The following is a 23,037-nucleotide window of genomic DNA, read 5'->3' as shown; positions in this document are numbered from 1 at the left end:
GTATGACGTCTATCCGCCTGCCACTGCTCGCCTGTCTGCTGGCGGCTCTGCCGCTTTCTGTTGCGCCCGCACAGCAGAGCGCCGCTGCAACGCAGCCGCTCGTCATTGCGCGGCAAGGCAATTTCTTCGTCGGCGGGCATGAGGCGCAGACGCCGGACGGGCCGGTGATCGCCGGCGCCATGTACGTCGAATATCAGATCCCGGCGCAGCAGACGCATCCCTATCCCTTGGTGTTCTTTCATGGTGGGGCGTCCAGCGGGGCGAGCTTCTGGAGTACGCCCGACGGCCGCGAGGGCTGGGCGACGCTGTTCCTCCGCAAGGGCTATGCCGTCTATGTGGTCGATCGCCCGACGCTCGGCCGCTCACCGCATTATGAGGCGGTCGACGGGCGCAAGCTGATGCCTCCCGCCGGACTTCCCGCGCGGGAAGGGCAGGCGGCACCGCCTCCGCCGACCAGCAAGCCGGCGCATCTGCCCGGCACGAATGCGCCGGACGATCCCGCCGCCGCCTATATGCGGAGCGCGCGCCAATCCACCATCGAGGTGCCCTTCGGCGCGCCCGGCGATGCGCTGGCAGTCAGCGTTCATGTCGACCGGCTGGACCGGGAGGCGGGCGCAGCGCTGCTCGACCGGATCGGCCCCGCCATTCTGGTCACCCATTCGCGGGCGGGGACGACAGGCTGGCAGATCGCCGATGCGCGGCCGGCACTCGTCAAGGCCATTGTCGCCGCTGAGCCGAACGGCCCGCCTTTCTACAATGCCGCGCCAATGGGCACGCCGGGCGATCCGGTCGCGCGGCCTTTCGGTATTACCTATGCCGGCCTCCGCTTCGATCCGCTGGTCACGGAACTGCGCGACTTCGGGCCGCTCACGCAATTGCCGCCGGAGGATGGCCATAAGGTGGGCTGCTGGACGGTGGCGGGCAAAATGCCCCGGCTGGTCAATCTGGCGCAGGTGCGGGTGATCGTGCTGGTCGGCGGCGCATCCTATCATGCCGGTTACGATCACTGCACCGCGCAGTTTCTAGAGAAGGCGGGCGTATCCGTCGATCTCGTCCCGCTCGATGCGCATGGGTTCGTCGGCAACACCCATGGCTTCCCGACCGAGACCAACAATCATCTGATCGCCGATTTCATCGCCCGCTGGCTGGCGGAGCGCGACCTTTAGAACAAGCTGGGTCGCCGGTGCTGGAGCCCATCGCGGCAGCTTGGTTCGCCGATCTGACGATGACACCCCCGCTAATCGGCTTCCTGCCGCTTTCCGAAAGCGCCGCAACCCACCCTTAGCGTGGCGGTGGATTGCGCATATTGACAAGCGCGACGGAAATAATGGTCTATTTCCTGACATGTAAAGTCAATGTATGTAAATGACTGTCTCTACAATTTTGCGGAATTCGGTGCGTCCGAGAGAGCTGAAGTCGAAGTATAAATCAAATATTTTATTTAACGATTGTTAATTTAATATAACGATCTTAACCGACCTGGATTTCAATGACGACCTCTAAATACATCATGATGAAGAACGGAGGTGATGGCCTCGCGTTTATCGATTTCATTGTGACATATGGTGGATTGGCGTTGGATGGTCAGGACATCCAGTTTCTCGGCTCCTCATTGATCGATGCCGTTTTTGTCCGCCCCGGGGCGAGCTATGTTCTGAATACGGGAGGCGGAGCGGACCGCATTTATGTCGAAGGTCAGCTCTCCGATTACACGCTGAGTCGCAATAACGCGACGCTGATCCTGACGCGCACGGTGGACGGTAAAGTGGAGACCGTCCATGTGGCAGGCGCCAACGCGACGACCGCACCCGATGTGCTGGTGTTTTCAGATGGCAGCGTGAGCGTGAACGCCCTCTACACGCATGTTGCAGAAGGAACGGCCGTTCCAGTGCCGACGGGCGAAACCTCACTAGCCCCTCAAGGCGCGGCCGCGCCCGGTGCCGTTCTGGACGCCATAGTGAAGATCGGATGCTTCAACCCTGCTGGCGAGACGGTCGCCGCTTCGAAGCCGGGCGTCGCGTTCCAGATCCTCGGCAGTGCAGGTGTCGATAGGGTGTACGTCGCCGAGGGGACCACGATCGACGCTGCCTCGCTCGGCGGCGGCGTGGATGTGGTTTACTTCCGGGGACAATGGGCCGACTACACCAAGACCCTCACCGGCGCGCGTCTGACGCTCACCCGCACCGCAGGCGGGCACGTCGAGACGGTCGTCGTGGCATCAAGCGGCGGCACGCTCAACGATCTGCTGGTGTTCGCCGATGGGGCTGTGCGCTCGCAGGTGGCCGGCCAGGGGGTGAAGGCGGATGCCAACGTCGCTCTAGCGGATCTCGCCGGCTTTGATCCGAGCGTGTTCGTCGATCTGGTCGCACCCATTGCGCCCCGGCTATCGCTGGCCAACGATAACGGGACATCTCAGACGGACGGCCTGACCAATGACGGCCATATTCTCGTCACGCTTCTGGAGGCGGGAGCATCCTGGACATACAGTATCGACGGCGGACAGACCTGGCTCAAGGGCAAGGGGGAGACCTTCAGCCTTGCTGCGGGAACCTATGCGGCCGAGCAGGTTCAGGTCCGGCAGCGCGATGCGGCAGGGAACCTGTCCGAAGCCCGGCACAATGAGACTGTCCTGACCATCGATTCCACGCCGCCGGTGGCGCCCGTGATATCGGGCTTTTTTGATCCGATCGCGAGTTCGATCAACCCGTCGACGGGGGCGATCATCAACCTCGTGACGAGCCCGGTGGCTGGCGCTTCTGTTCTTCAGCAGGGCGCGACCAGTCTGCACGGAACAGGCACAGCCGGCAGCAAGGTCGTCGTCACCTTCGGGGCCTCTGAACAGCGGGTGGTGACGGTGGATGCCGCGGGGGCCTGGTCCCTGAATCTCACGCACGCGGACATCGTGTCATTCGGCATCGGGGCGGAGGCATTTACGGCCACCGTCAGCGATGACGCGGGTAATCTTTCAAGCACCACCGTCCCGCTGCAGATCAATGCACAAGCCTACACGACCAACGATGTGGCGGCCTCCGGCTATGGCAGTGAGTATGTCGACGCTCTGATTATCGGCGAGGCCGGCTGGTCCGGTGGCATCATCACTTACTCTTTCTCCGCCGGCTCGGGCGCGTCTGCCTGGTCGGAAAGTGAGAAGAGCGCCGTGCGATCGGCACTGGCTCTTTACGAGAATATCGCGAATTTGGACTTTCAGGAGACGGATGACTATGGCGAAGCGGTGGGCGGCGCGAATATCGCTCTCGAAAAATCGCCCGCTTCGACCTGGACCGAGCCTGGAATTCTGGCCGACTTCACCATTCCCTTCGGCGGATATAATGCCACGCAGGTCGGCCGCTTCAACTATGAGATATCCTATTGGCAGAATCTGAGCGAAGGGGGCCTCGCGTTCGACACGCTGGTGCATGAGCTTGGCCATGCCCTCGGCCTAGGCCACCCCTTCACGGATACCATCAACGGCGTCACGCAGACCCAATTTCCGGGTGTAGCGGCCAATGATGCCTATGCGCTCGGGACACTGGACCTGAATCAGGGCATCTGGACTATCATGTCCTACAATTTCGGCTGGGATGTGAAGGCGCCCCCAACCAGTTATGCTTGGGGCTTGTCGAAGACACCGATGGTCTTCGATGTTGCTGCGATACAGGCGATCTATGGCGCCAATCTCTCATACCGCACCGGTAACGACGTCTACACGCTGCCCACCGCCAGCAAGTCGGGTACGGGCTGGGCATGCATCTGGGATGCCGGGGGCGTGGACACGATCAGCAATGCGGGCAGTTCGCTCAACTGCGTCATCAACCTCAATGCCTATCCGCTCACGGCCGGCATCGACCCCACGCTCTATGTATCGCGGAATCTTGCGATAACCGGAGGATATACGATCGCTGCGGGGGCCGTGATCGAAAATGCGGTCGGCGGGGGAGGCCGCGACACGATCATCGGCAACCATGTTTCCAACCTGCTGACCGGGGGCGGCGCGGCCGATCAGTTCATATTCAATACCGCGCTGGGAGCGAGCAATGTCGACAGCATAAGCGACTTTTCTGTCAGCGCAGGTGACGTCATCGCGCTCGACAAGAGTATTTTCGACCGGCTCAGCAACCTCAGCGATCTGAGCGGTCACTTCGGTTATTCGACCCAGTCTGCGGATCCCGACCTGCTCGTCATTTACGATCCCGGCAGCGGAACGCTCAGTTACCGTGACGAAGCAAACGAGCTGATCGATTTCGCGATCCTGCTCAACAAGCCGCAGTCGATCACAGCCACATCTTTTGCGGTCCTCTGACCCGATCCGGCGCCGCCGCCGGACGCGGATCGCTAGCGTCGCGCATCGAAATAGCTGTCGAGGAAGGCCTGCGCTTCTGCGCGCGGGGTGCCGATGACGGCCGGCTGCGGGGAGAGGCGCATCAATTTGGGTGCCGTGTCGTCATAGCGCGGCCATTCCGGCAGGCCGGGGCCGTTGGGATTGCCGGTGCGGGCGAAGTTCACCCAATATTGCGAGACGAGGTCAGAGAGCTTGTGATCCTCAGGCGTCCACGGTTGATCCTCGACCTGCAGGTTGCGGAAGACATAGACGATCTCCGCTGAATGGAAGGCGCCCATTTCCGGCTTGCCGGGCCAGGGCTGATCGAACCAGTAGAGCCACGCGCCGGACTTACCGGTCTTGGCTTGAAGTTTGGCCCAGCTGCGCATCTGCCACTGGACGGCATCGGTCGAAGATTGGCCCAATTGGTCCTTGAATGCCCCGTAAATCCGGTCGTAAGCCGCGCCATTCGTGTCCGACCGCTGCACCCAATCCTTGCGGATGTTCGATCCCTCCATGGAGTTGGAGCCGACCAGCGTGGGCACGTCGTTCTGCTTGCCCGCTGCGAAGATGTTGTAGACGATGTCCGGCAGCACATAGCCGTCACGCTCGGTGGGCCAGAAGAAGGCCAGTTCCTTGGTGAACGCGTCCATCGGCAGCGCGCGGAGCTGCGCGACTGTTTCGCCGCCAAGCTTGCGGCCAAAGTCGGCACCATAAGCCTCCGCCTCGCGCATGTCCTTGCGGCCGACGAGGCCACCATCGGGATCGAACTGGGACGTGCTCTCGCCAATCGCGCGGTGGAACAATCCCTTGGCCAGCGGCGAGGCCTGCAGGATGCTGATCGCGGTGCTGCCGGCGGATTCGCCGAACACGGTGACGTTGCCCGGATTGCCGCCGAAGGCCGCGATGTTATCGCGCACCCATTTCAGCCCCTCGATCTGGTCGAGAATGCCGTAATTGCCCGAGGCCTTGTAAGGCGCTTCTGCGGTAAGACCCGGATGCGCCATGAAGCCGAGCGGGCCGACGCGGTAATTGAGAGTAACCAGCACCACACCCATTTTCGCAAGCGCAGTGCCGTCATAGGCTGGCTCGCGGTTGGAGCCGCCCAGGAAGCCGCCGCCGTAGATCCACACCATCACCGGGAGCGGCCCTTGGTGGTCGGCTGGCGTCCAGACATTTACCGAAAGGCAGTCCTCGCTCATCGGCCGTTGGTCGACCGGCGGGCGCCATTGCGGGCAGATCGGGCCGAACTGCGTTGCATCGCGCAGGCCGCTCCAACCGGAGGCCGCGACCGGTGCTTTCCAGCGTCGCTCGCCCGCGGTCGACGCGCCGAACGGGATGTTGAGGAACTTGCGCACGCCGTCCGCCTCGGCGCCTTTCAGCGCGCCCTGACGAATCGTCACCTGCGGCGCGGCGCCGGTGTCGGCTGCCAGGGGCGCGGCAGTGCCGGCGAGGAGGAGTGCGGCAAGCGCGCTACGGCGCATCAGAGGGATCGTCTTCATGGGAATCTCCGTTCAGGCCACACTGGCCGAGGGGCGGGCGCGGGCGGCAAATCCGGCCAGACCGCATAGAGCGAGCAGCACGGCGACGACGGCGAAGAAGGCAAAGGAGCCGCCCAGATCGAGCGAAATGACGCCGGTAAACGAGCTGAGCACCGCGCCCAGCCGCCCGGTGGCGGAGGCGACGCCCACGCCGGTTGCCCGCGCTGCGGTGGGGTAGGCCGTGGCGGCCAGCGTGTAGAGCGTGTTGTGAAGCCCCGCCATGCAGAAGCCGAGCGCGACCATTACCGGCAGGATGATGAGCGCCGAGACCACATCACTGCCGAGCAGCACGGCGAGAACGCCCGCGAGCAGGGCAGCGGCGCCGGCCAGGCCCATATGTGCGCGGCTGAACCCGGTGCGATCGAGCAGGATGCCGCTGAACAGCGCGCCGACCACCCCGCCCATATGGAAGGTGGTGATGCCAAGGCTGGTCATGGTGAGATCGAACCCCAATGTGCTCAGCATCGTCGGGACCCAGCTGAAGATGGTGTAGGAGGCCATCAGGCAGGTAAAAAAACCGCCCCAGAGCAGCAGGGTCTGGTGGCGCAGCGCCGGCGAGAGCAGCAGCCGCAGCGGCGCGATGACCGTGCTGGCTGGCGGCGGTGCATCGAAGCGATGGGCCGGGTCATGCGAGATGCGGCACCGCTTGAGCAATCGTGCCAGATCCTCATGTCTGCCGGCGCGCAGCAGGAAGCTGGGCGATTCCGGCAGGAAGACGATGAAGGCGAGGGCCAGCAGGATTGGCAGGGCGCCGGCGACGAAGAACAGTGTTCGCCATCCGAACATTTCCAATACCGAGGCGCCGAGCCCGCCGGCGATGATGCCGCCGATGGGGATGAACACCATGCCGATGGCGATGGCGCGGCCCCGGCGCTTTTCCGGCGTGAACTCGGAGATGAGCGCGGCACCGTTGGGGATCGCCGCGCCGATGCCGAGGCCATCGAGGAAGCGCACGAGCAGCAATTGCGTGGCGTCATGCGTGAAGCCACCGGCCACCGTCATCAGGCCGAACAGCAGGATGGCGACGATCAAGGCCCAGCGGCGGCCGATCCGATCGCCCATGATCCCGCCGATGATCGAGCCCAATGCGACGCCGGCCAGATTGGCGGCCGTCACCGGCGCGAACGCTCCACGGGGAATGCCCCAATCCGCAATCAGCGCCGGCAGCACGATGCCGAGAGACTGGTTGGCCAGCCCGTCGACCGCGAAGACCAGCGCGAAGCAGCCGAGCAACAGCTTCTGGAACGGGCTCCAGGCCGCATTGTCGATGGCCGTGCCCAGATCATGCGATACCACAGCTGACGCCGCGCCGCTGGGCTCGGCTGGCAGTGCCGTGCCGGCTGCTGGGGTGAAGGATGCCATGCTGCTCTCTCTCCGTGTCAGGCGTTGGTCTGTGGCCGGGGGCGATTCTGGTGTCGCGCGCTCACGGCGAATGGTTTCAAAGGGGGCGGGGCGGCTCCTGCGTGTCGAGGGCGCTCTCGCCCATGAAGCGCGGCGGCGCGGCATAGGCGCGCGCGGTCAGGAACGGCTGGTAATAGCGGAAATAGGCCAGCAGCAGCGCGCAGTTCACGCCGATCTCCAGCGGTCCTGTGATGAGCTGGCGCGGCAGGCCGACGACGATGGCATTGAGGTAGAAGATCGTGAAGCTGGTCGGCACCTGCAGCACCAGCATCAGCGGCACGAACCGGTTGGTCAGCAGCACGATGCCGACAAGGCCCTCCATGGCCTTGATGCCCGGGAAGAGGCCCATATCGAGCAGCGACTGGATGAACGGTCCGCCGATGGGGTGGGGCACGACCGGCTGCATGTCCGTCAGCCAGTAGCGCGAGGAGGACCAGATGAGATGCAGGCCGAAATAGATGCGCATCGCATCGGTCACATGGTCCGCCGTCGTACGCTTCGGGTCCAGCCGGCGCAGGATCAGCGCGCCCACGATACCGGCAAGGATCGGGAAGCCGAAGAACATGAACGTGTCGAACTTGCCGAACGCCAGATAGAGGCCGATGGCGCCGCTCAGCGCGGCCGGAACGATGAAGCCAGTGGTCAGCGGCTTGGGTGACGAGGGCATGGTGCTTCTTTCTGCTGGCGAGCGCCTTGGGGTCGTTCGCCCTGTGTCGTTGGTGGTGATACGCGGGTCATGTCCGGCGCTTGCGAGCCGCCCGATCAGTCGATGTAGCCCATCTCCCGATAATAGCGCGCGGCGCCGGGATGCAGCGGAACGCCCTTGCCGTCGCCAACCGTGCGTGGATCGATGGAATAGGGCCGCACAAACCATTTGAGCTCGCCGCGTGCCCGGTCGATGCCGCGCGCAGCGGCATAGGCGATGTCATCCGGCATATCGGCGCGACCGAACACGACTTCGCCGGACCGTCCGACCGTCTTGATCGCGCGATCCACCCCGCGCAGCACGCCCCAACGGGCGGTGGTGCGGACCATGTCAGCCTCCTTGACCATCTTGTCGAGCAGATCGTCCGGCAGATCGAGGAACTGGAGTTTGTGCGCGACGGTCAGCGCCGTCCAGAAGGAGGATTCAGGATTGTTCGCCGGGCTGGCGAGGCTGGAGATGACGACGTCGAATGGGGTCTCCGCCGTCACGTCGTGCGGGCTCTGGATCGAGCCACCCCAACTCTCCACGGTCGCCTTGTCGAGGCCGTAATAAGCGAGCACGGGCGCCTCGCTCGGCTGGCCATCGGTGAGAATGCGCACCGGCAGCTTGCGAGCACGGATTTCGGCGAGGCTCTTGATGCCGAGTTCCGGCTTGACCGCGACCAGCAGATAGGTCGGGTCCTCGATGCGCGCGATGAGGCGCAGGGCGGGATAGGGACCGTCCTTGGCGTAGATATATTGGCCGCGATAGGCCCAGCTCATCATCGATGCCTCGGTGATGCCAAAGTCGATGGGGGCGTTGATCCGCTGGGTCGTGCCGTGGCGCACATCGCCTTCCTTCAGCGGCGGGGGCAGGGCGGCCTTGCCCACCAGACGCGGCCCTTCGGTGCGGTTGCAATTGCGGCAGAGGATGATCTCATAGCCTTCCGGCGCCATCGCATCGCGGACGAACTCGCCCAGTTCGCCCCAGGGGCAGGCTTCCGGGCAGGCGGAGGCGAGGACGAGGCGCTTTGTGGCGTAACCGGTCTTGCCGACATCGGTCCAGCTTGAGTCGACGATCTTTTCCGGCTCTGCCGCGCGCGCCGGCATGCCCAGCGTGAGGCCGGCCAGGGCCAGGGCGATTGCAGATAGCAGCATGCGCATTGAAGACCGTCTCCCCTCAGGCGCCCGATCCAGTGTGTCGCGAGACTCGCAGGACAGGCAGCGGCTGGTCCAACCCCGCATTCTTCTGTTGGAAGCTTCGGTTAGGCAGCAAACAATATAAAAAATAGTATACTAATCTGGCGTCGTCAATGCCATGTGGTCGCGCGCCTTTCTAATATTTGACCTGTGGGCGCGCGAGAGCTTCAGTGCGCCATCTCCGCGGGTGCGCGCGGAGCATTCAGGGAAGCGGAGGCCTCCTCGGCGCGTTCGCGGGCGATGAGATCGGCCAACATGCGGCGCGCGGAAACCGGCGCCGTATCCGTCGCAAGCAGGATGGGGTTCAACTCGTTGATGTCGCTGACCGCGCCCATATTCTCCTGCACCATCTCGATCATCGGCTCGTCCTGCTGGCGGAAGGCCATGTCGAAGAAATCGAGCAGGGCTTGGTCGACCTCCGGCTCATCGCGACGGCGATTGCGGCCGTTGACGAAGAAATAATGGGAGGTGAACTCGGTCTCCGGCGTGATGATATGGAGCTGCGGGATATGCGCGCCGCTCTCGCGCGGCTGACCGACCTCCCAGCTGCCGAGCTTGAAGTCCAGCATCGCCGGCGGATGCCAGGTCATGGTGGTGTCGGTCTCCACCACTACCTTGGGGTCCATGCCGAACAGGCCCACATGCGCCGAGGAGGGGCCAAGGCCGCTGCGGATACGATGATTGGTGATCCAGCGATCGCCACGCTCCAGCCGCTGCGTGGTGGCGGCGAGCAATTGCTCTGGCGTGTAATTGCCCCCGCTGAACTGCGGGTGGATGAAGGCGGCGTGACTGAGGTCGAGCAGATTATCCACCACCAGCTCGTAGTGGCCCTTCACGTGCAACAGCCCGCGCACCACGGCATAGTCATCGGGCTGCTCAAGGAAATCGATGACCGGCAGCAGCGCCGGGTCCGCCTTTGCGGGGTCGCCGGGCCAGAACCAGATGATGCCGTAGCGCTCCAGCAGCGGCCAGGCGCGAATGTTCGCCGCAGGGAGTCCGGCCTTGGCCTTGCTATGCGGATTGAGCACGCATTCGCCATCCCGGTTGAAGCGCAGCCCGTGATAGGGGCATTCCAGCGTGTCATCGATGATCCGGCCGGCGGAGAGCGGCGCAAAGCGGTGCGGACAGCGATTGAGAATCATGGCTGCCTCGCCATGGCTGTCGCGGAACAGCACGGCCTTCTGATCGATCAGCGTGCGGGCCAGCGTGCCTTCGCCGAGTTCATGGGAATAGGCTGCGGCGTACCAGGTGTTTTTCAGGATCGAGAGCACTCACCACTCCATCAATATTTTGATCACGGCAACCGGGGCTTCCGCAACAGGACCAGGAGGCGCGCGCAGCAAACCTCTCCTGAATCATTGGTAGACGATTATGTATACCATACGAGTTATCCGCTGTCATCCGGCAAGTCGCCCGGTTGGTCACTCATCAAAGGTCCAGCACCAGCCGCTCGGTCAGCGCGCCGGAGCAGCAGATCATCATCATCTTGCCCTCGCGCTTCTCCTGCGGTGTCAGCACCGCGTCGAAATGTTCGGGCGTCCCGGCAAGCACTTCCGTTGCGCAGGCGCCGCAGGTGCCCTGCTCGCAGCTAGAGCTGGCCGGCACACCGGCCTCGCGCACCGCCTCGAGAATCGACTGACCAGGCGCCACGGCGAGCACCAGACCAGACCGGGCCAGTTCGACGATGATGCTGCCATCGGGGAGGGGCTGTTTTTCAGTCACGACCGGCAGTCTCTATCATGCTTTCCATTCCTCCGTCATAGGCCAGAATTATCTTAGTGCTAAGATATATTGACACGCAGCAAGGGCGAAAATACCCTCGGGGCCAATTCACCGGACGCGCCATTGCTGCACTCGGTGCCCCCATGATGGTTTTAGGAGATGCACAGTGGCCCGCGAAATGGTGACGGATGTTCTGGTGATCGGCGGCGGCTCCGCGGCCACGCGCGCGGCGCTGGAGGCCGCAGCGGCGGGCGTCGCCGTGATGCTTGTGGACAAGGGCACGGTCGGCGATAGCGGCTCGAGCCCGCACGCGCTGGTCGGCTTCAGCGTGCCGCTGCTGGATGAGGCGGATAGCTCCGCGCTGTTCGTGGAAGATTGGGCGAAGGCCAGCGGCGGCATTTGCGACCGTGATCTGGTGGCGCAATGCGCCGAGCATGGGCGCTTTCTGGCCGAGGATATGGAAGAGCGCGGCGTGCCCTTCATCCGCAATGCCGATGGAAGCTGGTTCATCTCCCGCCGCGCCGGCCATTCCGTGCGCCGGACCTTGCAGGCCCAGGGCCTGGGCAAGGGCAAGCACGCCAATGTCATTGCGCCCATGCGCACCGGCCTGATCGAGGCCGGCGTGACGCTGCAAGAAGGGACGATGATCACGCGCCTGCTCCTCAGCGATGGCGCCGTCGTGGGGGCATATGCGGTCGGCCCGGACGGCGAGCACTTCATCATCCGCGCCAAGGCCGTCGTGCTTGCCTCGGGCGGGGTGAACCGGCTCTACACGAAGCTCTGCGACGAAGTGGTCGAGCATGGCAGCCGCACCACGGGTGATTCCTACAGCCTGGCGTTCCATGCCGGCGCGCCGCTGATCGACATGGAGTTCGTCCAGTTCCGCGATTCGCCGCCCGCCGGGCCGATCTACGGCGCCGCTTACGTGAATTCGCTCGGCGAGCGGATCATGGAGAAATATGATCCCGAGAATATGGAATGCGCCCCGCGCTACATGATGGCGCGCGCCGTCTATACCGAGAATTTCGAGGGGCGCGGGCCGGTGGTCTGGCATGTCGAGGACGGGCAGGTCGCCCGCTCGCGCGCGCCGGTCGGCAATTATGAAGGCGGGCAGATCGTGGAGATCACCCTCATGTTCCAGCGCCTGATGGGCGGCGCGCGCATCGATGTGACCGCTGCGACGGCGGTGCCGGGCCTCTATGCAGCGGGCGAGGCGTCCGGGGGCATTCATGGCGGCGACCGGATGCAGGGCTGCGGCTTCCTGGAGACGCAGACCTTCGGCCGAATCGCCGGGCAGAGCGCGGCCCAGCGGGCGAAGACGACTGACTTGCCCGCGCTCGATCCCGCTGCGGTGGAGGCCGAGGCAGCGCGGCTGGCGCGCAGCACGGGCGCGCAGGATCCTGTCGCCCTGTTCGAGAGGGTGCGCGAGATCATGTGGGCGCAGGTCGGCGTGGTGTCCAACCGCACCCAGTTGACCGATGCCATCGCCAAATTTCAGGAGATCCAGCGCATCGCTGCGACCGATGTCGATCAGTCCGATCTGGTCGCCGCCGAGGAACTGCGCAATCTCGCGCTCACCGCCGAACTGGTGGCGACGGCCAAGCTCGCCCGCGAGGAGACGCGCAGCGGCCACGGGCGCACCGATTTCCCGCAGGAAGATCCCGCCTGGGTGCGCCACGTCCGCCTCGCGAACGCAGGCGATGGCGCGGTGGCTGTCGATACCATCCCGGTGGTCGAGTTCGCTGAAGCCTGACCGGCGCCACCACTCCCGCGTTCAGGGCAGCGCGGCCTCGATCGAGTGGAGCAGCTTGCGAAGGATCGCGTTGCAACGCTGCCGGTCCGCCTGCGAAAGGCTGCCCATCAGGCGCTGTTCCGTCGCAGTAAAGGCGGCCATGGTCCGCCCGGCCAGCGCGATGCCGTCGGGCGTGAGTTCGACGAGCAGCGAGCGCTGGTCGCTGGCATGCGAGACGCGGCGGATCAGGCCGCGCTGCTCCAGCCGCCGCGCCAGCCCGGTCAGCCCGCCCGAGGTCACCGGCACATAGCGCCCGGCGAGGTCGGTCGGCGCCGCGCGATAGGGCGCGCCGATGCGCATCAGGCCCGCGAGCAGACGAAACTCATTATCGGATAGCCCCGACGCCTTGAGCACCGCTGCCGTCTCCGCGCGCAACCGATCATCGATCCGCGCGACCCGCGCCGCAATCGCCCGCACATCGGCATCCAGCGCCGGAATGACAGCCTGCCACTCCCCGACAAGCGCATCGACCGCCGCATCCAGCCGATGCGCCTCGCTCTCCGCACGCAGGTGCGCAAGGCTCGGTGAGGAGCGTGTCGTGTCTGGTCCTGTCGAGCGCGCGCGGGAGGTCATCGGCGCTTCATAAGCCTTTGTAGCGGCTCAGTCCGCAGGATTATGCTTGGCGAGGAAATCCTCCATCGCGCGCAGGAGCGTCAACCGATCCGCTTCGCGCGTGAAATAGTGGTCTGCAAGCGGGACGGAGACCATCTCGACGCTCTTGCCGGCCTTCGTCATTGCGGCATGCATCCGGGTCGACTGGTTGTGATCGACGCGAACATCCTTCTTGCCGTGGATCAGCAAGAGCGGCGTCTTGATGCGACCCACGGCATTGTAAGGCGAAATTGCATCGAAGTCCGCCGCCATGCGCTGCCACTGCCCCTTGAAGAGGCGGGCGCGGGTTGAGCCTCCGAAGTCGTTCACATCGCGACGAACGTTGGATACGCCGCTGACCGAAATGGCACAACGATAGAGGTCCGGGTCCTTGGCGATCCCCCACATCGCTGCATAGCCGCCATAGGAAGCGCCGACGATGCACACCCGCTTGGGGTCGGCAATGCCCTGCTTCACAGCCCACATGACGCCGTCCGTCACATCATCCTGCATGGCCAGACCCATCTGGCCTTCGCCGGCTTTCAAAAAGGCCTCGCCATATCCTGTCGATCCCCGGAAGTTCGGCTGCAGAACTGCATAGCCCCGCTCGGCAAGGAACTGCACCCAGTAATCGTAGGTCAAACGGTCATGCGCCCATGGGCCGCCGTGCGGCATGACGATGAACGGCAGATTCTTGTCCGGTCTGCCGCGCGGCATTGTGAGCACGCCTTCGATCTGAAGCCCATCGCGCGCTTTGTATTCCACGTAAGTTGCGCGCGAGAGGCGTTTGCTCTCGATCCGCGGGTTGACGACGGCCAGCTTGGCCAGCGTATTGCTTGGTGCATCCAGAACATAGAGCAGGCCGGGATTGTCCGGCGTGCTGAATTTGACCAGCAGTCGGGAATGATCACTGTTGAAGCTGAGGATGTCGACCGTCGAGCCCGGCGAGGCCTTTTGAAGGTCGTTTTGATGCGCCTGCAAAGCGGGATCGAGCCAGCGGACCGGCGCCGCGCGGTCGTTCGTGACCACCCCGAGCAGCGCGGATGTCTGCTTATCCAGGATCACGGAATCGACTGGCGCATCGTCAAACACGGTGCGGGCGATTTTCCCCGTTATCAGGTTGCGCTCCACAATTGAGGTGACGCCCTTATCATTCGCCTCAAACACATAGCCATGGTCGGTCCCGGGCACGAAATAGAAGGGCACGGTGAGATATTCATCGACGCTGAGATTAGCGGTGTCGATGGTCCTCAGCCCGTTCTCGGCCTGTCCTCGGAACAGCAGGCTCGATTTGGTGGTCTGATCATTGTAGCCGATCCCGATACGGACCCGGCCCTGGGCATCGGCTCCCCATTCCGAGACGAACCGCCGGCTCTTTTCGACCAGCGATTTCTTTCCGGTCGTCACGTCGACGCTGTACACGGCACTCCAGAAGTCGGGATCACCCAGATACGGGCTGTTCTGGGCGGCCACCAGAATTCGCGTGCTGTCATCGGACGGCACCCAGAGAATATCGCCGGCGTTCTGCCCACCCATCTCCCAGAGCAATTGCGTTGCCTTGCCGGAGGTCCGGTTTACCGCGATCAGACGGCTCAGATACCAGTTCTCGCCTTCAATCGGCGCGAGCGCGATAACGTTGACGACAATATTATCATTGCCCACCCAGCGAATGGCGGACACGTCCATCAGATCGGGGACATTCAGGCGGATCATATTTGATCGGTCGCCTGTTAGCGGCATGATCGCGATCACCTGCTTGCCGCTGGTCGCGAGCAGGCCGGCGATGTTCTCACCATCGGGCGAGAGCTGGGGCATCTCGAAAAAGGGCAGCGCTGCGAAGGCTACTGTGGTGATCTGCGAGTTGGCCGCGACCGGCGGTGGAGGTGTCTGGCTGACCGCCGGGGGCGTCCAAAGGCCTGACAACAGCGCTGCCGCGACGACGATCCGCGCTGCAACGCGTGCGCGCGAAACGCGAATATCCTCCATCTATTCTTCCCCCCAGCGATATGGGGCTTGTTGGCCCCGGCCCGCAGCCTAGTAAAAGTCTCCGTCTATGCAATGTCTTACGTTCGCCGCGGCTTCCGGCAAGAGGAGCGGCCTTCGCGTTAAGCGGATAGGGCCGCGGTCGGGCTGGCGCTCGCCTTCCAACCCGCCAGCGCTTCTCGCGCCCGGTCGGTGTAGGCCTGTTTGCGCTGCTTCTTGCGCACGCTCTCGTCCTCGATGGGCGGGAAGAGGCCGAAGTTGACGTTCATCGGCTGGTAGCTCTCCGCGTCGGCGCCCCCGGTGATGTGGCCGAGCAGGGCACCCAGCGCGGTCTGCGGTGGGGGGAGGGGCATGTCACGTCCGCTCAGGTCCGTCGCGCAGAACAGGCCGGCAAGCAGGCCGACGGCGGCGCTCTCCACATAGCCCTCGCAGCCCGTGATCTGCCCGGCAAAGCGCACATGCGGCATGGCGCGCAGGCGCAGGCGATCGTCCAACAGTTCCGGGCTCTTGATGAAGGTGTTGCGATGCAGTCCGCCCAGCCGCGCAAATTGCGCGTTCTCAAGCGCGGGAATCGTCCTGAACAGAGCGGCTTGCGCCTCATATTTGAGTTTCGTCTGGAAGCCGACCATGTTCCACAGCGTGCCCAGCGCATTGTCCTGCCGCAGCTGCACGACGGCATAGGGCCAGCGGCCCGTGCGGGGATTGTCGAGCCCGACCGGCTTCATCGGCCCGTGGCGCAGCGTCTCGCGGCCGCGCTCTGCCATCACCTCGATGGGCATGCAGCCATCGAAATAGGGTGTGTCCTTCTCCCACTGCTTGAACTCGGTCTTGGGACCATCGAGCAGACCCTGGACGAAGGCGTCGTATTGATCCTTGTCCATCGGGCAGTTGATATAATCCTTGCCGTCGCCGTCGGGCGAACCCTTGTCCCAGCGGCTGGCTTTCCACGCGATCGACATGTCGATGCTGTCGCCATGGACGATGGGCGCGATGGCATCGAAGAAGGCGAGCTGGTCCTTGCCGGTCGTCCGCGCGATCGCCTCGGCCAGGGGGGCGGCGGTGAGCGGGCCGGTGGCAATGATCGTCGGGCCCTCCGCCGGAATGCCATCAACGCGTTCGCGCACCAGCTCGATCAGCGGATGCGCTTGGATGGCAGCGGTCACGCCCTGCGCGAAAATGTCCCGGTCCACCGCCAGCGCGGAGCCCGCTGGCAGCTTGCACTTGTCCGCCTGCGCCATGATGAGCGAACCGAGCGCGCGCATTTCCTGATGCAGCAGGCCGACGGCATTGCTGTTGGCATCGTCCGAACGGAAGCTGTTGGAGCAGACCATCTCGGCCAGTGCATCGGTCTCATGCGCAGGGGTCTGCTCTCCGCTGCCGCGCATCTCGGAGAGGCGCACGCGCACGCCGGCCTGGGCGAGCTGCCACGCCGCCTCGCTGCCGGCGAGGCCGCCGCCGATGATGTGCACCTGATGGGTCATGGTTCTTCAAATCCTGCCGGGAATGCGTGTTTCCCGTCCGCCCCTAGCCGCAGCTTGCTGTGACCGGCAACCGCGCTCATCGGGATCGGGCCATAGACATGCGGGAACAGAGCGCCGCCGCGCGAGACTTCCCAGCGCACGGTGTCGCCCAGCGGCGGCAGATCGACCATGACGAGGATGGCCGGATCGATATCGGCAAACCATTTGGCTGCCGTTTCCCGCACCTGTTCGCGGGCGGAAAGGTGGATGTAGCCATCGGCCAGATCGACCGGCGCGCCGGTAAAAACACCTGAGTCGCGCCATGCCGACCATTCCTCGGGGCGCAACAGCTTGAAGGCGAAGAGTTCTGTCATGAAACGACGCTACGGCATGGGCGGGGCGCCGTCCAGCGCTTGCCTTGAGGTGGGAAACACGGGCATTCCAATCGGTGAATCGATTGAAACAGAACGGGATATGCTCTTCATGTCGAGCGACGCCACGCCCATGTCCATGCTCACCGCAGGGCTTATTCGCCTGCTCGATGTCGAGCCGGCGGGAGAGCCCGGGCATTTCCTCGGCGATCGCAAGCCCGGGGGAGCAGGGCGCGTCTATGGCGGGCAGGTGGTCGGGCAGGCGCTGGCGGCCGCGGCCAAGACGGTGGCGACGGACAGGCCCGTGCATTCGCTGCACTGCTATTTCATGCGCCCGGGCAGTGAGGACTACCCCATCGACTATCAGGTGGACGCGGACATGGATGGCCGCGCCTTCTCAAACCGGCGGATCGTGGCCTGGCAGCAGGAGAAGCCGATCTTCAACATGATCGCGTCCTTCCATAAGGCCGAACGCGGTCCGGCGCACCAGAGCGACATGCCGCCGGTGCCGGACCCCGATGATCTCAAGGATCTCGGCGATCTCATCGAGCAGCATGAACTCCCGGCCGGTCCGGTGCTGCGCTGGATTGCCGGGCGCAACAGCCCGGTGCGCTTCCGTCCGGTGGGCGATATCCAGTCCGGCATCATCAAGATGCACGATGCCGCGCCGCAGCTGTGCTGGATGCGCGTGGGGGAGGGGCCGCTCGGCCTTGAGCAGCCCATGCAGCGGGCGATGCTGGGGTTCATCAGCGACATGCTGCTGCTGGCAACGGCCTACCGGCCGCACGGCCTGCACATCGGCAGCCCCGGGGTGGCCAGTGCCAGCATCGATCACAGCGTCTGGTTCCACGACGATGTAGAGTGCGGCGACTGGCTGCTTTACGTCACGGATAGCCCGTGGGCAGGGCATGGACGGGGCTTCGCGCGCGGGCATTTTTACGCGCGGGACGGTCGCCTGGTGGCCAGCGTCGCGCAGGAAGGGCTGATCCGCTTCCGCGACCCCGAGTGACGCGCGTCCCTTGGGACTGTCGGCCCCTAATATTCCATGCCATCAGGACATCCGTTGCGTTCGAGCCGCGCTGACGGCAAAGTTCATCGCACGAAAGCAGCATTGATCCGGGCCTGACAAAGGCACACCCCGGGCGGAACGGAGGAGTGGATGACCAGAATTCGGGCTGATCGGCCCTCTGTGACGATCAACTATGTCGCACGCACCGACGAACGGCCGCGTTATTATGCGAACGATCACAGCCGGGACACGGTGGTGATCGAAGAGCACGGCATGGCCGCCAGCGACGGACGGCATGAGGTGCTCGGCCTCGACACGGCCGGCGTGGCGCTGGTTGACGCGCCCACGGCGGTCACCGACTTTGCCGACAAGGCCAATTTTCCGGCCTATGCCGAGGAGATCGAAGCGCTGCTGCTGCGCGAGACGGGGGCGGATGTGGTGATCGTCACCGGTCCGCCGATCCTGCGCTTTTCGGAACGTTCCGGCAAGGCCGGCAGCAGCGATAACAGCCATCCCGCGCGCTTCGCCCATGTCGATGTCAGCGACGCGACGGCGCGGGGTTTTTCGGCGCAGCGTCAGCCCGCAGAGGGGGACATTGTTCGGGCCGCGCATTACAATGTCTGGCGCGTTCTTTCGCCCGCCCCGCAGGATGTGCCGCTGGCGATCTGCGATGCGCGGTCGGTCACCGGTGAAGAGCTGCTGCTCGCCGATGCGATTTTCGACAGTCCCTCGGGCGACTGGAGCTTCGAGGGCTATGTCGTCGCGCACGATCCGGCGCATCGCTGGCTTTGGTTTCCCGATATGACGACGGACGAGGCGATCATCTTCAAGACGCATGACAGCCGGGACGGGGGCGCCCGCTGCGTGCCGCACGTCGCGTTCGATGATCCGCTGTGCGATGACGAGGCACCGCCGCGCATCAGCGTCGAGGCGCGCGCCATTGCCTATTGGCGAGAGGGCGGGGATCGCGGTAAAGGTAAATTACCGTAAACCAAAATTATCCCGATGGCTGACCGTATCATCATCAGCTCTTAACCTTGTTCGGGTTAGGCGCAGGTCAAAGAGCTGAGAGTTCCAATGGCGACGAATGCACCTGTGATTACCGAAAAGAAAACTCGTTTCGAGCTGCTGAACTGGTTGATCGCCAACCCTGTTCTGGGGGCGGGTATTCTCGCGGTGCTCGTTCCGACGCTACTGCTCGTGGCAAGGGAAAGCTGGTCGACTGAGCAGGGCGCGCATGGTCCCATCGTGCTGGCCACCGGCCTGTGGCTGCTGTGGCGGGAATGGCAGAATGCTGCGGCCGTCGCGCGTCCGGCGCCGGGGCTTCCGATTGCCATCGCCTTCGCGATTCTCCTGCCGCTTTATTTCGTCTCGCGGGTCAGCAACATCGTCGAGACAGAGGGCTTTCTCATGTATGGCCTGGTCGTTGCGGCGCTGTTCAGCGCCATCGGCTGGGAGGCGCTCAAGCGGCTCTGGTTCCCGCTCATCTACCTGCTGTTCGTGCTGCCGCCGCCTGAGACGCTGGTGGCCATGGTCACCAATCCGCTCAAGATCATGCTGTCCGAATCCGCCGTCGGCTTCCTGTATCTGGTCGGTTATCCGGTCGCCTCGTCGGGCGTCACCATTCAGGTGGGCCAGTATCAGCTGCTTGTCGCGGAGGCCTGCGCGGGCCTCAACTCGCTCATCTCGCTCTCGGCCATCTCGCTATTTTATGTGTATCTGCGCCACCACGCCAATGTGCGCTACGCGCTGCTGATGATCGTGGCGATCGTGCCGGTCGCCGTGTTCGCCAATTTCGTGCGGATCGTACTGCTTGTGCTGCTGACCTATCATGGCGGCGAGGCAGCGGCGCAGGGCTTCCTGCATGATTTTGCGGGACTGACCATGTTCATGACCGCGCTGATCACCATATTCGCGATCGATCATCTCTTCGGGCTGCTGTTCCCGCGCCTGAAGGGCAGCAAGAGCGATCCTGTCTTAAAGCCAGCGGCCGAGCCCGCCCAGCCCTAAGGCCGGGCGCGGCGTGCCTCAGCTCCGCTGTTGGGCGATCAGGGTCGAGATGTCGTCCAGGATCGCCAGCCTCTCCTTTTTAAGGTCCTCCAGATGCTCGTCGCAGGCCGGCTCGATGTCGGTTTCGATCCGGTAGATCTGGCGCGTGAGCAGGTGGTGGCGCTCGGCAAGGGTGCGGAAATGCGCGTTGTGCAGCTTCAGGGCGTGAAGCACCTCATGGTCATGCGGGAACAGGTCGTCGAGCGTCTCGCGGGTATCAAGGGTCATGTTGCTCTCCTGGGTCTTGTCCGGCTTGCAATGATCCGATCGTGCCGGACGGAACGATAGCGCGCCTTGCGCAAGATCAATTCGTCGCCCACCGCCAGCGCATGGGCGGCGGGATTGCCCGCGCCCCTTGCCGTTGCGCGTCAACACGGCTAGAGGGCGCACCGGCTCTTTCCATCCTTGAAATAGACAGGCGCGACCCATGAAGATCAGCGGCGTGGATATTCGTCCCGGCAACAATATCGAATATGAAGGCGGCCTGTGGCGCGCCGTGAAGATCCAGCACACCCAGCCCGGCAAGGGCGGCGCCTATATGCAGGTTGAGCTGAAGAACCTGATCGACGGGCGCAAGAACAATGTGCGCTTCCGCTCTGCCGAGACGGTCGAGCGCATCCGCCTCGATACCAAGGATTTCCAGTATCTCTATGCCGAGGGCGACATGCTCGTCTTCATGGACACGGAGACCTATGAGCAGATCAACCTGCCCAACGATCTCGTCGGCGACGCCGCCGCCTTCCTGCAGGACGGCATGATGGTCATGCTGGAAATGTATGAAGAGCGCCCGATCAGCGTGCAGCTGCCCGAGACGGTCGAGGCGACCGTCGTCGAGGCGGACGCCGTGGTGAAGGGGCAGACCGCATCGGCCAGCTACAAGCCGGCGATTCTCGACAATGGCGTGCGCGTGATGGTGCCGCCGCACATCACCACCGGCACCCGGATCATCGTCGACGTGTATGAGCGCGAATATGTGAAGCGGGCCGACTGATGCGCGCTCTCCGCCTCGTCACCGGGCCCGCGCTGGTCCTGTCTCTCGCCTGGTCCGCGCCGTTGCTGGCGCAGGCCAAGCCCGCCAAGTCTGCGGGGCAGCCCAGCGAAGCCCAGCTTCAGCACGCGGCGGAGAATTTCCGCATCATGGTCAGCGGTCTGCAGTCCGACAAGATTCCGCAGCCAGTGAAGAGCATTCTCTTCACCTGCGCCTACGGGAATCCGTTCAGCAAGATCAGCGAGAATACCGACAAGCTGATGACCGAGAAGAAGCTGGACCGCAAAAATCCGACCCAGGTGCTCAGCGCCATGGCGGCCGTTTGCGGTTTGCGGCCCGAGATGGTCGCACCGCCCAAGAAGTGATTTCATTCCCTGACCGGCCGCTCTTCCGCGCCGGAGGAGACAGATTGACATGGTATCCCATTCCGGCCTGCTGACGGTCATCGAGCGCGCGGCCCGCAAGGTGGCTCCGCAACTGCGGCGCGACTTCGGCGAGGTTCAGCATCTTCAGGTCAGCCGCAAGGGGCCGGCCGACTTCGTGACCGTCGCCGACAAGAAGGCGGAGGACACGCTGGTCGCCGAGCTGAGCAAGGCGCGGCCGGACTGGGGCTTCCTGCTCGAGGAAGGCGGCGAGATCGCCGGCGATCCCATGAAGCCGCGCTGGGTGATCGATCCGCTCGATGGCACCACCAACTTCCTCCACGGCATCCCGCATTTCGCCATTTCCATCGCCGTGCAGGAGCCGCATCGCTCCGGGCAGGGCTGGGGCGAAGTGACGACCGGCATGATTTATCAGCCGATCACCGACGAGAGCTATTGGGCGGAGAAATCCCGTGGCGCGTGGCGGCATGACCAGCGCCTGCGCGTCTCGGCTCGTCGCGATCTGACCGAGGCGCTGATCGCCACCGGCATTCCGTTTATCGGCCACGGCGATTTCACTGAATGGAGCCGCATCTTCGGCGCCATCGCACCCTCGGTTGCGGGCATCCGCCGCTATGGCTCGGCCGCGCTCGATCTCGCCTGGGTGGCTTCCGGGCGCTATGACGGCTTCTGGGAGAGCGGCCTCTCGGCATGGGACGTGCAGGCCGGCATTCTTCTAGTGCGCGAGGCCGGCGGTTTCGTCACCGATTTCCGGGGTGGCGCCGAGCCCGTAGAGCGTCGCCAGGTGCTGGCCGCCAATGACGTGCTCCACAGCAAGCTCCACAAGCTGCTCGCCGGAGCGCTACGCAACATGTGATGCGGAACGGTCCGGCGCCGGCGACTATCGCTGCCGCCGTTTACCGGCCAACAAAAAAGGGTGCCCGCTGCTCGCCATTCGGCCAGCAGGGGCGCCCTTTTTGCTTGTGGACGGCGCGTCAGCCTTCGACGGCCTCGCTGTTGAGCTGGATATAATTGGCCAGGCCCATGCGCTCGATCATCTCGAACTGCGTCTCCAGCTTGTCGACATGGTCTTCCTCGCTGTCGAGGATATGCTGGAACAGGTCGCGGCTGACATAATCGCGCACGCTCTCGCAATGCTGGATGGCGTCGCGCAGCAGCGGGATCGCTTCCAGTTCGGTATCCAGGTCGGCCTTGAGCACTTCCTCGACCGTGCTGCCGATGCGCAGGCGCCCGAGCAGCTGGAAGTTGGGCAAGCCATCGAGAAACAAGATGCGCTCCGCCAGCTTGTCGGCGTGCTTCATCTCGTCGATCGATTCCTCATACTCGAACTTGGCGAGCTTCGAGATACCCCAGTGATCGAGAAGACGGTAGTGGAGGAAATACTGGTTGATGGCCGTCAGCTCGTTCTTGAGCGCGCCATTGAGAAATTCGATGACCTTTTCGTCACCCTTCATGTTCTGTCTCCATGTCGTCAGTCGATGGAGCGGAACTAGCAGCAAAGCGGCAATAATTCACGCGAGAACGTCTCGCAACCGTGGGCGCGAT

21 protein-coding genes are annotated in these 23,037 nt (G+C 64.0%); 9 read left to right on the top strand and 12 right to left on the bottom strand.

Going from position 1 to position 23,037, the window contains the following annotated elements; all coding sequences use genetic code 11:
- The first annotated feature begins 2 nt into the window (after nucleotides 1-2).
- Both M2336_RS15505 and M2336_RS15500 read left to right on the top strand, forming a co-directional pair.
- Nucleotides 3-1,166 (top strand): alpha/beta fold hydrolase, encoded by a 1,164-nt coding sequence (locus M2336_RS15505; RefSeq protein WP_264573174.1) that lies wholly within the window; start codon nucleotides 3-5, stop codon nucleotides 1,164-1,166.
- Nucleotides 1,167-1,489: 323 nt separating this feature from the next.
- Nucleotides 1,490-4,300 (top strand): M10 family metallopeptidase C-terminal domain-containing protein, encoded by a 2,811-nt coding sequence (locus M2336_RS15500; RefSeq protein ID WP_264593184.1) that lies wholly within the window; start codon nucleotides 1,490-1,492, stop codon nucleotides 4,298-4,300.
- Between the two features lie 32 nt (nucleotides 4,301-4,332).
- Here the strand turns inward: M2336_RS15500 and M2336_RS15495 are convergent, their stop codons facing one another.
- From M2336_RS15495 to M2336_RS15470, 6 genes are all read right to left on the bottom strand, one after another.
- Nucleotides 4,333-5,820 (bottom strand): carboxylesterase/lipase family protein, encoded by a 1,488-nt coding sequence (locus M2336_RS15495; protein WP_264573172.1) that lies wholly within the window; start codon nucleotides 5,818-5,820, stop codon nucleotides 4,333-4,335.
- Nucleotides 5,821-5,832: 12 nt separating this feature from the next.
- Nucleotides 5,833-7,221: an MFS transporter gene (locus M2336_RS15490; protein ID WP_264573171.1), complete on the bottom strand. Its 1,389-nt coding sequence runs from the start codon at nucleotides 7,219-7,221 to the stop codon at nucleotides 5,833-5,835.
- Between the two features lie 76 nt (nucleotides 7,222-7,297).
- Complete coding sequence (locus tag M2336_RS15485; protein WP_181560100.1) at nucleotides 7,298-7,927, bottom strand: hypothetical protein; 630 nt, start codon at nucleotides 7,925-7,927, stop codon at nucleotides 7,298-7,300.
- Nucleotides 7,928-8,022: 95 nt separating this feature from the next.
- Entirely contained in the window at nucleotides 8,023-9,102 is a 1,080-nt protein-coding gene (locus M2336_RS15480; RefSeq protein ID WP_264593183.1) for a TAXI family TRAP transporter solute-binding subunit, read from the bottom strand.
- 209 nt (nucleotides 9,103-9,311) lie between these two features.
- Nucleotides 9,312-10,415: an aromatic ring-hydroxylating dioxygenase subunit alpha gene (locus M2336_RS15475; protein WP_264593182.1), complete on the bottom strand. Its 1,104-nt coding sequence runs from the start codon at nucleotides 10,413-10,415 to the stop codon at nucleotides 9,312-9,314.
- A 157-nt stretch (nucleotides 10,416-10,572) separates the two neighbouring features.
- Nucleotides 10,573-10,866 (bottom strand): 2Fe-2S iron-sulfur cluster binding domain-containing protein, encoded by a 294-nt coding sequence (locus tag M2336_RS15470; protein ID WP_264593181.1) that lies wholly within the window; start codon nucleotides 10,864-10,866, stop codon nucleotides 10,573-10,575.
- Between the two features lie 166 nt (nucleotides 10,867-11,032).
- Between M2336_RS15470 and M2336_RS15465 the strand changes: the two genes are divergently transcribed.
- Nucleotides 11,033-12,619: an FAD-binding protein gene (locus M2336_RS15465; RefSeq protein WP_264593180.1), complete on the top strand. Its 1,587-nt coding sequence runs from the start codon at nucleotides 11,033-11,035 to the stop codon at nucleotides 12,617-12,619.
- 21 nt (nucleotides 12,620-12,640) lie between these two features.
- Here the strand turns inward: M2336_RS15465 and M2336_RS15460 are convergent, their stop codons facing one another.
- The 4 genes from M2336_RS15460 to M2336_RS15445 form a co-directional block, all read right to left on the bottom strand.
- Nucleotides 12,641-13,231, bottom strand: a complete 591-nt coding sequence (locus tag M2336_RS15460) for a MarR family winged helix-turn-helix transcriptional regulator (RefSeq protein WP_264593179.1) — start codon at nucleotides 13,229-13,231, stop codon at nucleotides 12,641-12,643.
- Between the two features lie 27 nt (nucleotides 13,232-13,258).
- Nucleotides 13,259-15,235 carry an alpha/beta hydrolase family protein gene (locus M2336_RS15455; RefSeq protein WP_264573166.1) on the bottom strand — a complete coding sequence of 659 codons (1,977 nt, stop codon included), beginning with the start codon at nucleotides 15,233-15,235 and terminating at the stop codon, nucleotides 13,259-13,261.
- 119 nt (nucleotides 15,236-15,354) lie between these two features.
- On the bottom strand, nucleotides 15,355-16,713 hold the full coding sequence (gene trmFO, locus M2336_RS15450; protein ID WP_264573165.1) for a methylenetetrahydrofolate--tRNA-(uracil(54)-C(5))-methyltransferase (FADH(2)-oxidizing) TrmFO: 1,359 nt from the start codon (nucleotides 16,711-16,713) through the stop codon (nucleotides 15,355-15,357).
- Nucleotides 16,710-17,066 carry a DUF952 domain-containing protein gene (locus M2336_RS15445; protein ID WP_264573164.1) on the bottom strand — a complete coding sequence of 119 codons (357 nt, stop codon included), beginning with the start codon at nucleotides 17,064-17,066 and terminating at the stop codon, nucleotides 16,710-16,712. Before M2336_RS15445 ends, trmFO begins: the two co-directional genes overlap by 4 nt.
- On the opposite strand from M2336_RS15445, the gene M2336_RS15440 reads away from it, so the two are divergent.
- From M2336_RS15440 to xrtV, 3 genes are all read left to right on the top strand, one after another.
- Nucleotides 17,065-18,072, top strand: coding sequence for an acyl-CoA thioesterase (locus tag M2336_RS15440; protein ID WP_264593178.1), 1,008 nt, complete (start codon nucleotides 17,065-17,067; stop codon nucleotides 18,070-18,072). The two genes, M2336_RS15445 and M2336_RS15440, sit on opposite strands and share 2 nt — an antisense overlap.
- A gap of 150 nt (nucleotides 18,073-18,222) precedes the next feature.
- Nucleotides 18,223-19,062 carry a CmcJ/NvfI family oxidoreductase gene (locus tag M2336_RS15435; RefSeq protein ID WP_264593177.1) on the top strand — a complete coding sequence of 280 codons (840 nt, stop codon included), beginning with the start codon at nucleotides 18,223-18,225 and terminating at the stop codon, nucleotides 19,060-19,062.
- Nucleotides 19,063-19,149: 87 nt separating this feature from the next.
- The gene (gene xrtV, locus M2336_RS15430; protein ID WP_181560091.1) at nucleotides 19,150-20,082 is read left to right on the top strand and encodes an exosortase V; all 933 of its coding nucleotides are present in this window, start codon (nucleotides 19,150-19,152) and stop codon (nucleotides 20,080-20,082) included.
- An 18-nt stretch (nucleotides 20,083-20,100) separates the two neighbouring features.
- Here xrtV and M2336_RS15425 read toward each other — a convergent pair whose 3' ends face one another.
- The gene (locus M2336_RS15425) at nucleotides 20,101-20,349 is read right to left on the bottom strand and encodes a YdcH family protein (RefSeq protein ID WP_264573161.1); all 249 of its coding nucleotides are present in this window, start codon (nucleotides 20,347-20,349) and stop codon (nucleotides 20,101-20,103) included.
- A gap of 199 nt (nucleotides 20,350-20,548) precedes the next feature.
- Between M2336_RS15425 and efp the strand changes: the two genes are divergently transcribed.
- From efp to M2336_RS15410, 3 genes are read left to right on the top strand one after another with little or no spacing between them, the layout of a single operon-like run.
- Nucleotides 20,549-21,112 (top strand): elongation factor P, encoded by a 564-nt coding sequence (gene efp / locus M2336_RS15420; protein WP_181560089.1) that lies wholly within the window; start codon nucleotides 20,549-20,551, stop codon nucleotides 21,110-21,112.
- The gene (locus M2336_RS15415; RefSeq protein ID WP_264573160.1) at nucleotides 21,112-21,474 is read left to right on the top strand and encodes a hypothetical protein; all 363 of its coding nucleotides are present in this window, start codon (nucleotides 21,112-21,114) and stop codon (nucleotides 21,472-21,474) included. The genes efp and M2336_RS15415 overlap by 1 nt, the downstream gene beginning before the upstream one ends.
- Before the next feature lie 49 nt (nucleotides 21,475-21,523).
- On the top strand, nucleotides 21,524-22,348 hold the full coding sequence (locus tag M2336_RS15410) for an inositol monophosphatase family protein (protein WP_181560087.1): 825 nt from the start codon (nucleotides 21,524-21,526) through the stop codon (nucleotides 22,346-22,348).
- 118 nt (nucleotides 22,349-22,466) lie between these two features.
- On the opposite strand, the gene bfr is transcribed toward M2336_RS15410, so the two are convergent.
- A complete protein-coding gene (gene bfr, locus M2336_RS15405; RefSeq protein ID WP_181560086.1) occupies nucleotides 22,467-22,946 on the bottom strand; it encodes a bacterioferritin in 480 nt (159 codons plus the stop codon).
- Between the last annotated feature and the right edge of the window lie 91 nt (nucleotides 22,947-23,037).

This window comes from Sphingobium sp. B1D7B (assembly GCF_025961965.1).
Lineage (GTDB): Bacteria > Pseudomonadota > Alphaproteobacteria > Sphingomonadales > Sphingomonadaceae > Sphingobium.
The sequence above is the reverse complement of the archived record's forward strand: the minus strand, read 5'-3'. Positions and strand labels throughout refer to the sequence as shown.